An 11354-nucleotide genomic window follows, 5' to 3' on the forward strand; every position below is an offset into this window, starting at 1 on the left:
GCCCCCACCCCCTGCCATGGCAGGGGGTGGGGGCTCCTACCCGCCTACGTAATTGACGCGACCCGCCCACGTAGTTGACACCGGGCAAGCAATGGGCTTCTCGGGGGTCATCCGCCAGGACCCAGCTGGTTGATGCCTGTCGCAGCCAGGGCTTGACAGGTCAGTGAGACGGCCCTGGGCACTGGCGATCACGCCACCCGGCCTGCCCCGGCTTGCGCACCGCGCAAGGGCTGACGCGAGTCGCTGCGCGACCCTTGCGCGGCGCAGGCGGCGCCGGGGCTTGACGGCGGTGTCGTTCGCCAGCCCAGCCATGGCCGCCACTCCCCTCAGCCGCTCCTGCCCGATCCGCATCATCTCGGTGCATCTCCTCGATGCCGCCGGCCAGCTGCTGCGGGTGCTCTTCCTCGATCGCGAGGGGCACATCAGTGCCAAGCCGCACTACGTGCCTCGCGAGCAGGCCCTGATCCTGGCTGCCAATCAGCAGCGGGTGCTTGGTCCCCAGGCCGAGGTGCGGGTGCTCTGAGCTCCCGGGGCCGGAGGCACTCCGCCTCCGGCTTTCGGGTGTCGCCGCATCGCCCGTGGGCTTGGGCTTCCTGGAGCAATGGACACCTCCCTCTCCAGCGAGCGGGCGGACACCGCAGGTTCCTCAGTGAGGCGGCTCACCGCAACGGCCTGACGGTTCGACTGGGCGTTCCCTGGGCTGGGCAACCTGCAGCACAGGCAGTGGGGTGAGGGAATTGCCCCCGGACCGGCGCACACCCACCGCATCCCTCGGCCGGTCCTCACGCCGCATCAAGGATCGGGCCAGGCGCCCCTGGAGGCTCTGCCTCGGGGCGTCCTTGCCGTGGCGTTGCGGCCGGCCGTTGGGGGTGGGGTTCTCCGCCGTCCCTCAGGTGGCTTCCCCCGCTTCCTCCTCCCGCCGCCAGCAGCAGTCCACGCCTCTCAGCAGTTCTGCCCTGCGTGCCCGCAATGCCCTGGTGCTGGAGCACCTGCCCCTGGCTGATGCCCTGGCTTCCGCCACCGCCCGGCGCCTCTTCCCGCTGGTGGAGCGGGAGGATCTGCTCCAGGTAGCCCGCGAGGCCCTGGTCCGTTCCGCTCCCCGCTGCAGAGCCGGCGAGCCCGCAGCTCCTTATCTGCGCAGCTGCATCAGCGGGGCCCTGCAGCATCACCTGCGCGATCGGGTGCGGCTGGTGCGTGTGCCCAAGCCCGTCCATGAAGCCGGGGATTGCCCACTCGGCCACAGCAGCCTTGATGCCAGCTTTGCTGGCGAGCCGTGCCTGCTCGATCAGCTGGCCAGCCCAGAGCAAGAAGCAGCCGGCCCCGCTGATGATCTGGCGCTGGCGTTAGAGCAGCTGGTCGATCAGCTGCCAGCAGCTCAGGCCACGGCGCTCAGGCTCACGGTCCTGGAGGGCCTGTCACTCCGCGCTGCGGCCTCGCAGCTGGAGATCAGCGCCATGTCGGTGCAGCGAGCCCAGAAGAAGGCCATCGCGGCGCTCCGCCAGCAGCTCTCTGGTGGGGGCTGAGGCTCCTTCACTCAGGCCAGCTCGAACACCAACGTGGAGAGCGGCCACCAGCCGCTGCCGCCCTCGTCGTAGGCCAGCTCCACCATCGGATCCTCCTCGGGCGTCTCAGCCGCAAGGCAGAGCACCGTGGCGCAGGTCTCTGAGCCGATCTGGTCACGCCAGCAACGCGAGCCAATCACTGGCAGGGGTGCCTTGGTGTCAGTCATGGTTCAGGGGCTCACCATCACCCGGTTGCCAGCGCCGCTGTTGCTCACAGCCACAAACTGACGCCGCTGGGGCGACCAGCAGATCGAGCGCCAACCCAGATCAGCTGGAGAGCTGCGCACCATCCAGTTGAGGCCGTCTGAGCTGCTCATGATCCGGTTGCCGGTGCCGCTACTGCTCACCGCAACTAACAGCTCCCGCTGCGGCGCCCAGCAGATGGAGGTCCAGGCGTTGTCGGCCGCCGAGCTTCGGCTACTCCAACTGATCCCATCGGGGGAGGTCATCACCCGGTTGCCCTTGCCGCTGCTGCTCAGTGCCACCAGCAGGCCCAGCTCTGCTGCCCAACAGAGCGCCGTCCAGTTGTTGGCTACGGCCGCTGTCCGCAGTGTCCAGTTGCGGCCATCGCTTGAGGTCATCACCCGCTGGTTGCTGCCGGTGCTGCTCACCGCCACCAGCAGCCCCAGCTGCGGCGCCCAGCAGATCGAGCGCCACTCCTGATCAGCGGCAGCCGGGCCGGCCGTCCACTGGATGCCATCGCTGCTGGTCATCACCCGGTTGCCGGTGCCACTGCTTGCGACGGCCACCAGCAGGCCCAGCTCGGGTGCCCAGCAGACCCCGGTCCAGTTGTTGTTGGCCGGCGTCTGGCGCAGGGTCCAGCTGCGCCCGTCCGGTGATGTCATCACCCGATTCCCAAGTCCGCTGTCGCTGACGGCGACAAACAGCCCCAGCTCTTTGGCCCAGCAGAGCGCCACCCAGTTCTGATCGGCTGCTGATGGTTGGGCGCTCCAACGGATGCCATCGCTTGAGGTCATTACACGGTTGCCCGTGCCGCTACCCGCTACGCAGGCGTAGAGCTGCCGCTCCGGTGACCAGCAGATCGCCTGCCAGCTGTTATCTGCTGCTGAACGCACGGTTGACCAGAGCACCCCGCTGATAGCCAGCACCGGCGAAGGATTCAGCAGCTCCGCCAATACCGCTGCAGGCAGCTGATAGGTGCCGGGCTGGGGCCCGGTGGGGCGGGTGATCGCCAGCAGGTCGCCTGGTTGGAGGGTCATCTGCGGCGGTACTCAGGGCAGGGCCGGCAGGGTGCTCAGATCCAGCGGCATGTAGTCGCCGGCCGGCTGGGCAGTGGCCATGGCTTCCTTAAGGGCTGCAGCATCGACAGCGGCGCCCTCGGTGCCGGCGATGAGATCCTCGGCAGCCGCTAGGCGCAGCACGCCTGCAGCGGCGGTGGTTGCGGGTTCAACGCTCAGCAGCGGCTGGGCGGGATCGCTCTCATCGACGGCCAGCGGTGCGGCCACCTGGATGCGGATCACTCCGGCGCCATCGGGGCCCAGGGCGGCGTTGGCACTCCAGTTGCTGCCGTCAAACAGCAGGAGATCCCCTTGGGCGATCTCCGCTCCGGCGATGCCGCTCCAGCTCGCCAGGGCAGGACCGCCGGCACTGGCCAAATACACGTCTCCAACAGCGGCATCGGCCGGGGCCTCCGCGGTGGTGGGGTCGATTGCACCCCGGTAGTGCAGTGCGCCGGGAATGGCGGCGTGAAGGGTGCCATCGGCATCCACGCTGAGGTTGGTGCCGGGTCTGATCGCCCCGATCGCCGCCGCTGTGGCGGGGGTGAGCATGAACGCTTTGACCTCATCAGCAGTCGCCCGGTAGGGCGTGCTGCCGCGCTGCACCAGCAGCAGGTCCGTGGGCTGGGGCAGGGAACGGCCGGAGGTGCGGCTCTCGGTGGTGGTGGCCATGGCGATCAGTGCAGAAGGGGAGAGAGGTGGAGGGGAGAAATCAGTGCGGCAAGGGGCTGAGCAGGCGCAGGTCCAGCGCGAGCACCACCACCCCATCGCCAGCAGTGGCACTGATGAGCGGCGCCAGTGCCTGCATTGCCGTGATGCCGCCGGTGGGCGGCGGTTCAGGGGTGCCGCCGTCCTGCAGCTGGGCCTGGCCCAGGAAGATCACTCCCTGGGGCCGACTGCTGCTGCGGCACTGGGCCGTCAGCTCGGCCAGCACAGCCGGATCGGGAGTGGCCATCGGCGCCAGGGCAGTGCTGCTGAGCTGTTGCCAGGCCCCAGCCAGGAATGCGCTGGCTGAGGCTGCGCTGGCTGCTGGGATCAGAGCAGGGCATCCCCCAGCTCCAGGGCCGCCAGATCGGCAGGATCGCTGGTGGCCGTGCTGCTGCCGCTGGCCTGGGCCTCCAGTGCCGTGGCCTGCTCCACCAGTTCGGCCTTGGTCTGGCCGCCATCGAGCTCCACGCCGTAAACGGTGGAGCAGAACTCGACGATCTGGGCCTTGGTCATGGCCTGGAAGTCGGTGGCCTCAGTGGCCAGCAGGGCTTCGTCGCTGCTGGTGGTCTCCAGCGGCTCACCGGTGGGGGCGGGCTCATCTGCTGCCGGGGCGGGTTCCGGCGCTTCCGGTTGCTCGGGCTCGAGGTCCAGCGCATCCGCCAGCTCCGGTTCCGGCGCGTTGTCCCCGGAGTCCACCGGGACCGGCTCATCGCCGCCACTGGCTGGGCTGAGCAACTGCCAGCCCAGGGCCTGCCAGCCGGCCAGGTGCACCGGCCAGATCGAGCGGGTCGCACTGTCCTTGCCGATCAGCAGCTGGCTGGGCGGCAGCAGCGCTGCATCGCCTACACCTGGATCCGGTGTGACGTTGAGCCGCTGCTCCGGGCCCGAGAGGCGAACAGGCGTGGAGGCGGGGTTGCTGCTGTCGAGAGGCTGCAGCAGCTCCAGCGGCAGGGCCTCAGCTCCGGCCGCCACGTTGAGGGTGTCGAGTGGGTTGCCCATGGCGCTCACCTCACAGCCCCTGGTTGGCGGTGAGCGCCACGGTCATCCCGGCAGGCGTGCCAGGCGAAACCGTCGCCCGCGCCAGCCGCAGGCAGGGCGGCGTGATCAGTGCGCTGTCAGCCGGGTTGATCAGCAGGGCGGCGCCGCTGATGATCGCCTCGACCTTGCCGCCTGCGGCGGGGATGGCGACGGCCGCGGCGGTGATCCAGCTGCCGGCGTTGCCATCGGCCAGCAGCGGCGCCAGCTCCAGGGTCACCGTCACCGCCCCGCTATGGCCGGGGTGGGAAGCCACCAGCACAAAGGAGCTGGTGGCATCGAGATCGGTGCCGAGGTTGACGACATCACCGCTGCTGCGGGTGTGCTCGTAGCAGTCAGTGGCGGAGTGGTTGATCCAGCCGACGAGCACGGTTTGTGCATCGAGCAGCCGGGTGGCTTGAGAGGTCATGGAAGGGTCTCCAGAACAAAGAACAGGGGGAAAAGATCTGTTGTGCCGCCAGGGTCTTGCGGAGCCGATCAAACGCCGCTCAGGGCAGCACCAACGGCATGGGCGCCACGTTGTGCAGGCGTGCGGCGGCCTTGCGGTTGCACACGGCAAAGCCCACGTACCAATCCACCCGCGTCCGGAACACCGGCGCGTCGTGCACCTCCCCGAAGTCCCGCACCGAGATCCCGTAGCGCCCCTCGAACGGGCCCTGCAGGCCGCACACCGCCGCATCACCGAGCACGCAGCAGTAGATCGAGGTGGTGTCTCCCGGTTCGTCGTAGCCGAGCACCGCGTTGCCCTCGGCGTCCTCCTCCACCAGCAGGATCTCGATCCCCTCGAAGAAGTGCCGGCCGTCGATCACCTCATACAGATCGCCCCCGGCCTGGCGGGAGGCGGTGCTGATCTGGCGGCGGGCCGCCTTGCTGGCGATCAGCACCTTGTCGCCGCCGTAGCCGATCACGCTGTCGGTCAACGCCTCCAGAGCCAGCAGGTTGAGGGTGCTGCCGCCGTTGTCGATCGTCTGGTCCTCGCCGGGCACCAGGCGCTTGCTCAGCCCGTTGAAGGCCCGCGGATCGAAGGTGTCGTCGCCGTTGATGATCGCCGCCTCCAGCGTCAGGCGCATGGAGCGCACCTTCATCTCGGTCTGGGCAGCGCGGGCCTCAGGGCCCTGCAGGTCCACGATCGAGCGGTCCACATCCAGGTCTCCCCCGAACAGGTGTACGAACTCCGAATCGGAGTTGATCACCCCATAGCTCTGGCGGTAGCCCTCGTTGACGGCGCGAAAGCCGACGCGGGGCAGCTTGGTCTCCGCCGGAAAGCTCAGCGAGCCGCCCACCAGGTTGCGGAACGGCAGGCGGCGCAGCAGCTCCCCTTCCGCAAAGGTCTTGAGCACCGCCAGCTGTTCGGCGCGGCGGGCGTATTTCTGCGCCTCGATCAGGGTCAGGCCCAAGGGCACGCTCCCGGGGCCTCGCCCCAGTGACAACAGCAGCTGTTGCCAGGTGACCCACGCCCCAAACCACCGAGGAGACAGAACCGTGGTGGCCCAGCTCCTGGTGGATCGGCTACGCGCAGCCCTCCTCATGGTCCGGGCGGCCTCAAGGGCTGACGCGAGTCAGCCGGACTGGTGCGTTGGCTGCGCTGCGCTCCGCATTGCAGAGGGGGCTGCCCCTTGACCCCGCCCGGCCTGCTTCGGGGTCTCCGCTACGCCTGCCATGGCTTCCGCATCCCGCACCCGCGCCTTCCGGCTCCTGAGCTCCCGCACCCTGGAGCTGCTCTGGGAAGAGGCCTCGGCCCACCGTCCGGCTCCTCTGGAGCGGCTGGAGCAGCTCTGCGCTGATCTGCTCTTTGAGCGCCAGGTGGCCACGCCAGCTTCGGTGCCGGTCTGGTGCCCCGAGAGCGAGCTGCCCTTCTGAGGGGGCGGCCCCGGCTGCAGCTGGGGCGCTCTCTTTGTGCCCGCAGCCAGCGGCCCCAAGTCAGCACTGGCAACAGGGCTCAGCAGCACAACGCCCATGGCCAGCCCGATGACCCCCGAGCGGTTCCAGGACCGCTTTGAAGCCTTTCGCGGTGAACCCCAGCAGGTTTCCGGCGTCTGGACCCTCCATGCCGCGATCAAGGCCCTGCCCGGCAGCGAGGCCGTCCTCGATGAGCAGGCCCCCTGGGCGCTCACCTTTAGCCAGAAACCCGCTGCGCCCCCGGCACCAGCAGGCCCCAGCGGCGGCCTCGATCCCCGCGGATCAGAAGAGGCCGGCATGGCCGGCCCCCAAAAGGCTGCCCCTGTCCAGCCCGGCGACACCTACCTGCTGGTGAATGACCGCGACCAGGACATGGAGGCCTACGACCACAGCGGCCAGTTCCTCTGGAAGATCCCCTGCCTGGCCCGCGGCCAAGGCGCCGATACCGACTGGACCCAGACCAGCACCGATACGCCGCCTGGGCTCTACCGGCTCGGCCAGCTCTACGCGGACTACGAGCAGAACCCCAACCCGCCCTGCAGCGACACCGCCATGGCCTACGGCTGGTATTCCTTCGACATGGAGGAGCTGGAGGGCCAAGAGGTGGCCGTTGGCCGGGCCGGGATCATGCTCCACGGCGGTGGATCGGCCTGCGGCTGGCCCGGCGCTTGGGCTGCGCAGCAGCCCCTGCACCCCACCCTCGGTTGCGTGCGCCTGTACAACGCCGATCTGCGCGACAAGGTGCTGCCCCTCTACCGGCAGGGCAGCGTCTATGTGGGGGTGTTCCAGGAAAAAAAGTGACGGCGGCTCTGGTGCAGCCAGCTGGGGCCTGATCGCGAGGGAAGAGCAGCGATGGACTCAGGCCCACTGGCCCGACCGCCCAAGCCGCCGTTCGACCGCGAGCGGTTCGTCTTCAAGATCCTGGCGGTGGTGATCGGCACCCAGCTGCTGATCTATTCCCTTGCTGCCGGGGTCTGCGGGCAGCGGGCGTTAGAGGGGCGATCGATCGGGCAGATCTGCCCCGGCACCCTGGAGCAGCTGCAGGGCGGCTTTGATTCCACCCTCAAGCTGCTGCTTGCTCTGCTGGGCGGAGCAGCGCTGTCGCGGATGGACCGGTAACGCCTGGGAGCGGGAGGAGGGCTTGCTCCTGGTCTCTCCAGTCTGAGGCCCGTCCTACGGCCGCGCCTCCGCTGGGATCGGTCCCATCGCTGCGCCGCTCTTGGCGCCGATCACCATGGCCACGCTCTCATCTGCAGCCTCACCGTTCTGCCGGCCTGAGGAAGATCCATTCCTGCTGCTGGAGTCCTGCGGCAAGGCGATTGAATCGATCCTCAGGGGCCATGCCGGCCGGCCGCTGCGCCGCACCTGGATTGATCGGCCCTATGGAGAAGAGGAGATCTCACGGCTGGAGGAAGAGGTGCTGCCAGCGATTCAGCTGTGCCTGGCGCGGGTGGATGAGATCGATGGCGCCCTGGAAACAGAAGCCCAGCTGAGCTACCGCCAGGTGGTGGAGGCTGAGGCGCTGCTGCGCCTCGGCGGGCTGCAGAGCAGCGGGGCCATGCCGGCTGTCTGATCCTGCGGGGGCCTTTCGGCCCCTTTCGGCCCTATCCGTTCCGCCTCTCGCGCCTGCTCGGGCTCCGCGGCTCCGGCCAAGGGATGAAGAGCGGCAAGAAGGGACCGCCACCAGGGAGGGCCCTGCCCCCAGCCAGGCCGGGACTTGTGCCCAGGCCACAGAGAAACGGCGGCTGGGGTGCTGCAGAGCGGACAGCCAGGTGCCGCTGCGCGGTAGACCGCATCAGTCGTGACGGGAGTAGCTGGGACGGACCTCGATCCCAGGAGAGCCAGCACCTCTGCTCCCCTGTCGCGGTGAGAAATCAGCACGGCACTGGCACCGTTGCCACTGGGGGCTGGCTGGCCGGGCGGAGCGAAACCCCTCCGCAGCATGCCCCTGCGGCTCGCGCTGGCCAGGGCTGACGCAAGGCTCGCGGGGCTCGCCCCTGGCCAGTGCTCACCTGCGGGGCGTGTGGTCGGTGTTCTCCGCTCCATCCCAGCCATGGCCATTCCCCAAGGCCCCGTCTGTGAAGTCCGCCTGCTTGTGGTTCACCGCTATCCGCCCGGCGTTCAGAAGCTCGGCTCCACTCCCTGTGAGGTCGAGTTCCTGGGCCGCCGCGGCAAGCCCGTCAAGAAGATGCGGCTGATCCCCGCCGAGAAGGCCTTCGCCTTTGCCCGAAAGCTGCAGGGCACCCCCGGCTGCACCGTCTCGGTCTGCTGAGCCAGGGGGGCAGGCCCGGCCGCCGGTTGGTGGCCGGGCCTTACAGCCAATGGCGGTAGGCACTCCGCTGCCGCCGGGCCCTGGCTTTGGATCGAGAACTGCCGAACTGGGGGCTGGAGCCATCTCGCCTCCGCCGCACCCAGACGCCGCGGCGAATCAGACGAGAGTCCTCTGAATTGGCGCGGCGGGCGGCCACGATTGCCCCGTAGCCCTTCTTCTGTTTTCGCTGGGCGCGAAAGCGGGCCTGGCTGGCGCTGGCGGCCGGCACCACCGTGGCGGTGGAGCGGTTGCGCCAGAACACCAGATACCAGGCCATTGCTCCCTCCCGGCTGGGTGATCAGCGCCGCGGTGCAGCCGCCCTGGGCGTGGTGCCCTTGACGGCCTCCAGGTAGAGCTCGGCTGTACTCAGGGTCTGCAGGTTCACCGCGCCGCCGTGCTCATGGCCCGTTTCAGGCACAGCTGCCGAATAAAGGCCGCTGCGCTGCTGGAACAGGAAGCTGTACACCGGGTGGCGGCGCAGCTCCTCCATGTAGTCGCCATCGCTGAGGGCCACACCATCGGCGGTGAGGGGTTGGCCCTTGCCGTCCACCGGCAGCAGCCGCTCGCGGCCGTCCACCTCCCCCAGCTGGAAGTGTCCGCCGCAGAGCGTCACGAAGGTGTCAAAGAAGGTGCCCCGCTCGTCGCCGCCCACACGGCCTTCCGCTTCTGAGAACAGGCGCTCCATCAAGCGCTCCTTGCGCAGGTTCTGCACCTGGGAGCGGGCCTCGTCCCGTTCCTTTTCCACGCTGCGCACCCGGCGCAGGTTGGCCTCATTCAGCTGGCGTTCACGCTCGCCCACCTGGCGCTCGAACTCCTCACGCTTGCGCTCGGCGTCCTGCAGGCGGGCGTACTCGTCCGGGTTGATCTCCGAGAAGCGCGACAGCTGGGCGCGGGCCTTGCGCAGCTCTTTTTCGAGCTGGTTGCTGCGGCGCCGTTCGGCCCGCAGGGGATCGGCACTGCTGGAAGCAGCGGCAGGGGGGTCGTCGTTGTCGCTGCCGTTGACACCAGGGTCCTGGGACAGGGAGAGGTCGAGGGTGTCGTCGCCGTCGGCAGCATCCAGACCCGCGTCACCGGCGCCGTCGCTGTCGAGCAGGTCGGCGTCGGTGGCAGGTGGGGCCGAGCTAGCAGGGCCCTGGTTGGGCTGCTGCTGCTGTTGGCGGTAGGTCTGCCATCGGCCAGCAGGGCCCTGGGGACCTGGAGCAGCGCCGCTGTTGGCGCCGCTGGAATCAGAGAAAAAGAAGGAAGAGGGCATCACCCATCACGGCTGTGGTGCTGCGGGCGCCCCGTCCGGGCTGCGCTCGCTCTCTCTGTTGCCAGCTGCTCAAAAGCCCTGCTCAGGCAGCTCATCCAGCACAGGAGCAGAGCGTCTGGCCGGCAGGTAGATCCAGTCCCCCGCCGGCAGAGGGGTTGAGGGCATGTAGCCAGGCACCAGCAGTTGCGTCCCCGCAGGAATGGGCGTCGTGGAGCGATAGACGGGCAGCAGCAGGGTGGTGCCCGTCGGCAGCGGTTCCTCGCTGGGCCAGCTGCTCAGCTCCGGATTGAACTCGCGCAGCAGGGAGAGGCTGAGGTTCTGCTCACTGGCAACGCTGCTCAAGGTCTCGCCCTCACCGGTGACGTAGGGCTCGCTTTGCTGAAGCACTGGGTTGAGGCTGCGCAGCTTGCTTTCCGTTGTGCCGTGCCGACCCGCCAGCACCGCCAGCGAATCCCCCTCGACTGCGGTGATCGTCTGGGTGCTCTCCAGCTGCGGGTTGATCCGCCGCAAGGTGGCCACGGTGGTGCCATAGCGCTCGGCGATCAGGTTCAAGGTGTCGCCAGCCCTGAGCACCAGCACGCTGTGGGGCCTGAGCACCAGCTGGATCGCTTCCCCCAGCAGCGGCTGCAGCAGCAGGCCGATGCCACCCGGTCCGTAGTCCGCCCCGAAGTGCATCACCTGGCAACCAGCGAACTGGGCCCGCCCGCCAGATGGCAGTCCGCCCTGCGGCTGGAGCAGGGCCAGGTCGCCCAGCCACATCACCCCCTGGCAGGGGGCCTGCACCGTGCCCAGCAGCGTTGGGTCCCAGGGCAGCGGCGCCTCGTCGCGGAAGCCTGGGGTGGCCCAGGCCTGTTCTGCCGCCAGCCAGTCGAAGGTGTTGCTGGTGCTCACCGGCAGGATCGCCGCGCGGCAGAGGTAGCCGCGCAGCAGCACGTCACCCGGGTCGGTGAGAGCGGTGTCGTTGTAGCCGCTGACGATGCCGCTCTGCTCCAGGAAGCAGTCGATCACATGACGGCGGATCGGAACCGGACTGCGGCTCTCAGGACGGTCGACTTCAAAGAGGCAGAGGCGGGCATTGGCGTAGGGCTGCAAGGCCAGCCATAGAGGCGCAGCCAGGGTCTGACCCACCCGGCTGTCGATCGCCGGGGCGGCTGCAGGCAGAGACACCAGCTGGCCCCACAGCGGCGTATCCCGCAGGGGGTTGAGGCCCTGGTTCAGCGGCGAGATGGGCTGCTCCATCGCTCAGCCCCGCTGACGTGGACCCCGGAAACCGGTCCAGGGTGAATGAGAGTCCTCATCCGGCCAGACTGGGCCGGGGACTCGACCATGAAACGCACCAGGCACACAGC

General features: G+C 68.9%; 17 protein-coding genes. 7 read left to right on the forward strand and 10 right to left on the reverse strand.

Annotation, left to right across the window (positions count from 1 at the left end):
• Positions 1 to 310 precede the first annotated feature (310 nt).
• Together CJZ98_RS16175 and CJZ98_RS16180 are read left to right on the forward strand one after the other, a co-directional pair.
• Positions 311 to 523 carry a hypothetical protein gene (locus CJZ98_RS16175; RefSeq protein WP_157911048.1) on the forward strand — a complete coding sequence of 71 codons (213 nt, stop codon included), beginning with the start codon at positions 311 to 313 and terminating at the stop codon, positions 521 to 523.
• 370 nt (positions 524 to 893) lie between these two features.
• Positions 894 to 1523: a sigma-70 family RNA polymerase sigma factor gene (locus tag CJZ98_RS16180; RefSeq protein WP_094592153.1), complete on the forward strand. Its 630-nt coding sequence runs from the start codon at positions 894 to 896 to the stop codon at positions 1521 to 1523.
• Between the two features lie 11 nt (positions 1524 to 1534).
• Here the strand turns inward: CJZ98_RS16180 and CJZ98_RS16185 are convergent, their stop codons facing one another.
• From CJZ98_RS16185 to CJZ98_RS16215, 7 genes are all read right to left on the reverse strand, one after another.
• A complete protein-coding gene (locus CJZ98_RS16185) occupies positions 1535 to 1729 on the reverse strand; it encodes a hypothetical protein (protein WP_094592154.1) in 195 nt (64 codons plus the stop codon).
• 3 nt (positions 1730 to 1732) lie between these two features.
• Positions 1733 to 2782: a hypothetical protein gene (locus CJZ98_RS16190; protein WP_094592155.1), complete on the reverse strand. Its 1050-nt coding sequence runs from the start codon at positions 2780 to 2782 to the stop codon at positions 1733 to 1735.
• Positions 2783 to 2794: 12 nt separating this feature from the next.
• Positions 2795 to 3472, reverse strand: a complete 678-nt coding sequence (locus CJZ98_RS16195; protein ID WP_094592156.1) for a hypothetical protein — start codon at positions 3470 to 3472, stop codon at positions 2795 to 2797.
• A gap of 40 nt (positions 3473 to 3512) precedes the next feature.
• On the reverse strand, positions 3513 to 3755 hold the full coding sequence (locus CJZ98_RS16200) for a hypothetical protein (protein ID WP_094592157.1): 243 nt from the start codon (positions 3753 to 3755) through the stop codon (positions 3513 to 3515).
• An 80-nt stretch (positions 3756 to 3835) separates the two neighbouring features.
• A complete protein-coding gene (locus CJZ98_RS16205) occupies positions 3836 to 4507 on the reverse strand; it encodes a hypothetical protein (protein WP_157911049.1) in 672 nt (223 codons plus the stop codon).
• A 10-nt stretch (positions 4508 to 4517) separates the two neighbouring features.
• Entirely contained in the window at positions 4518 to 4952 is a 435-nt protein-coding gene (locus tag CJZ98_RS16210; protein WP_094592159.1) for a hypothetical protein, read from the reverse strand.
• A gap of 79 nt (positions 4953 to 5031) precedes the next feature.
• Entirely contained in the window at positions 5032 to 5940 is a 909-nt protein-coding gene (locus tag CJZ98_RS16215) for a major capsid protein (RefSeq protein WP_261352428.1), read from the reverse strand.
• A gap of 262 nt (positions 5941 to 6202) precedes the next feature.
• On the opposite strand from CJZ98_RS16215, the gene CJZ98_RS16220 reads away from it, so the two are divergent.
• The 5 genes from CJZ98_RS16220 (at position 6203) to CJZ98_RS16240 (ending at position 8714) form a co-directional block, all read left to right on the forward strand.
• Positions 6203 to 6403, forward strand: a complete 201-nt coding sequence (locus CJZ98_RS16220; protein ID WP_094592161.1) for a hypothetical protein — start codon at positions 6203 to 6205, stop codon at positions 6401 to 6403.
• Between the two features lie 96 nt (positions 6404 to 6499).
• Positions 6500 to 7243 (forward strand): L,D-transpeptidase, encoded by a 744-nt coding sequence (locus CJZ98_RS16225; protein WP_094592162.1) that lies wholly within the window; start codon positions 6500 to 6502, stop codon positions 7241 to 7243.
• 51 nt (positions 7244 to 7294) lie between these two features.
• Positions 7295 to 7561, forward strand: coding sequence for a hypothetical protein (locus tag CJZ98_RS16230; protein WP_094592163.1), 267 nt, complete (start codon positions 7295 to 7297; stop codon positions 7559 to 7561).
• A 115-nt stretch (positions 7562 to 7676) separates the two neighbouring features.
• Positions 7677 to 8015 carry a hypothetical protein gene (locus CJZ98_RS16235; RefSeq protein ID WP_232756560.1) on the forward strand — a complete coding sequence of 113 codons (339 nt, stop codon included), beginning with the start codon at positions 7677 to 7679 and terminating at the stop codon, positions 8013 to 8015.
• 480 nt (positions 8016 to 8495) lie between these two features.
• The gene (locus tag CJZ98_RS16240; RefSeq protein WP_094592164.1) at positions 8496 to 8714 is read left to right on the forward strand and encodes a hypothetical protein; all 219 of its coding nucleotides are present in this window, start codon (positions 8496 to 8498) and stop codon (positions 8712 to 8714) included.
• A gap of 40 nt (positions 8715 to 8754) precedes the next feature.
• On the opposite strand, the gene CJZ98_RS16245 is transcribed toward CJZ98_RS16240, so the two are convergent.
• The 3 genes from CJZ98_RS16245 to CJZ98_RS16255 form a co-directional block, all read right to left on the reverse strand.
• Complete coding sequence (locus CJZ98_RS16245) at positions 8755 to 9030, reverse strand: hypothetical protein (protein ID WP_094592165.1); 276 nt, start codon at positions 9028 to 9030, stop codon at positions 8755 to 8757.
• Positions 9031 to 9051: 21 nt separating this feature from the next.
• Positions 9052 to 10005: a hypothetical protein gene (locus CJZ98_RS16250; RefSeq protein WP_094592166.1), complete on the reverse strand. Its 954-nt coding sequence runs from the start codon at positions 10003 to 10005 to the stop codon at positions 9052 to 9054.
• Positions 10006 to 10074: 69 nt separating this feature from the next.
• Entirely contained in the window at positions 10075 to 11244 is a 1170-nt protein-coding gene (locus tag CJZ98_RS16255) for a LysM peptidoglycan-binding domain-containing protein (RefSeq protein ID WP_094592167.1), read from the reverse strand.
• Positions 11245 to 11354: the final 110 nt, after the last annotated feature.

The organism is Vulcanococcus limneticus LL, assembly GCF_002252705.1.
GTDB lineage: Bacteria > Cyanobacteriota > Cyanobacteriia > PCC-6307 > Cyanobiaceae > Vulcanococcus > Vulcanococcus limneticus.

What these genes read in the sequence shown, in the direction of transcription:
- CJZ98_RS16175 (WP_157911048.1), top strand. Translation starts at nt 311, where the DNA reads ATGGCCGCCACTCCCCTCAGCCGCTCCTGCCCGATCCGCATCATCTCG.
- CJZ98_RS16185 (WP_094592154.1), bottom strand. Translation starts at nt 1,729, where the DNA reads ATGACTGACACCAAGGCACCCCTGCCAGTGATTGGCTCGCGTTGCTGG.
- CJZ98_RS16190 (WP_094592155.1), bottom strand. Translation starts at nt 2,782, where the DNA reads ATGACCCTCCAACCAGGCGACCTGCTGGCGATCACCCGCCCCACCGGG.
- CJZ98_RS16195 (WP_094592156.1), bottom strand. Translation starts at nt 3,472, where the DNA reads ATGGCCACCACCACCGAGAGCCGCACCTCCGGCCGTTCCCTGCCCCAG.
- CJZ98_RS16200 (WP_094592157.1), bottom strand. Translation starts at nt 3,755, where the DNA reads ATGGCCACTCCCGATCCGGCTGTGCTGGCCGAGCTGACGGCCCAGTGC.
- CJZ98_RS16205 (WP_157911049.1), bottom strand. Translation starts at nt 4,507, where the DNA reads ATGGGCAACCCACTCGACACCCTCAACGTGGCGGCCGGAGCTGAGGCC.
- CJZ98_RS16210 (WP_094592159.1), bottom strand. Translation starts at nt 4,952, where the DNA reads ATGACCTCTCAAGCCACCCGGCTGCTCGATGCACAAACCGTGCTCGTC.
- CJZ98_RS16220 (WP_094592161.1), top strand. Translation starts at nt 6,203, where the DNA reads ATGGCTTCCGCATCCCGCACCCGCGCCTTCCGGCTCCTGAGCTCCCGC.
- CJZ98_RS16225 (WP_094592162.1), top strand. Translation starts at nt 6,500, where the DNA reads ATGGCCAGCCCGATGACCCCCGAGCGGTTCCAGGACCGCTTTGAAGCC.
- CJZ98_RS16230 (WP_094592163.1), top strand. Translation starts at nt 7,295, where the DNA reads ATGGACTCAGGCCCACTGGCCCGACCGCCCAAGCCGCCGTTCGACCGC.
- CJZ98_RS16235 (WP_232756560.1), top strand. Translation starts at nt 7,677, where the DNA reads ATGGCCACGCTCTCATCTGCAGCCTCACCGTTCTGCCGGCCTGAGGAA.
- CJZ98_RS16240 (WP_094592164.1), top strand. Translation starts at nt 8,496, where the DNA reads ATGGCCATTCCCCAAGGCCCCGTCTGTGAAGTCCGCCTGCTTGTGGTT.
- CJZ98_RS16245 (WP_094592165.1), bottom strand. Translation starts at nt 9,030, where the DNA reads ATGGCCTGGTATCTGGTGTTCTGGCGCAACCGCTCCACCGCCACGGTG.
- CJZ98_RS16250 (WP_094592166.1), bottom strand. Translation starts at nt 10,005, where the DNA reads ATGCCCTCTTCCTTCTTTTTCTCTGATTCCAGCGGCGCCAACAGCGGC.
- CJZ98_RS16255 (WP_094592167.1), bottom strand. Translation starts at nt 11,244, where the DNA reads ATGGAGCAGCCCATCTCGCCGCTGAACCAGGGCCTCAACCCCCTGCGG.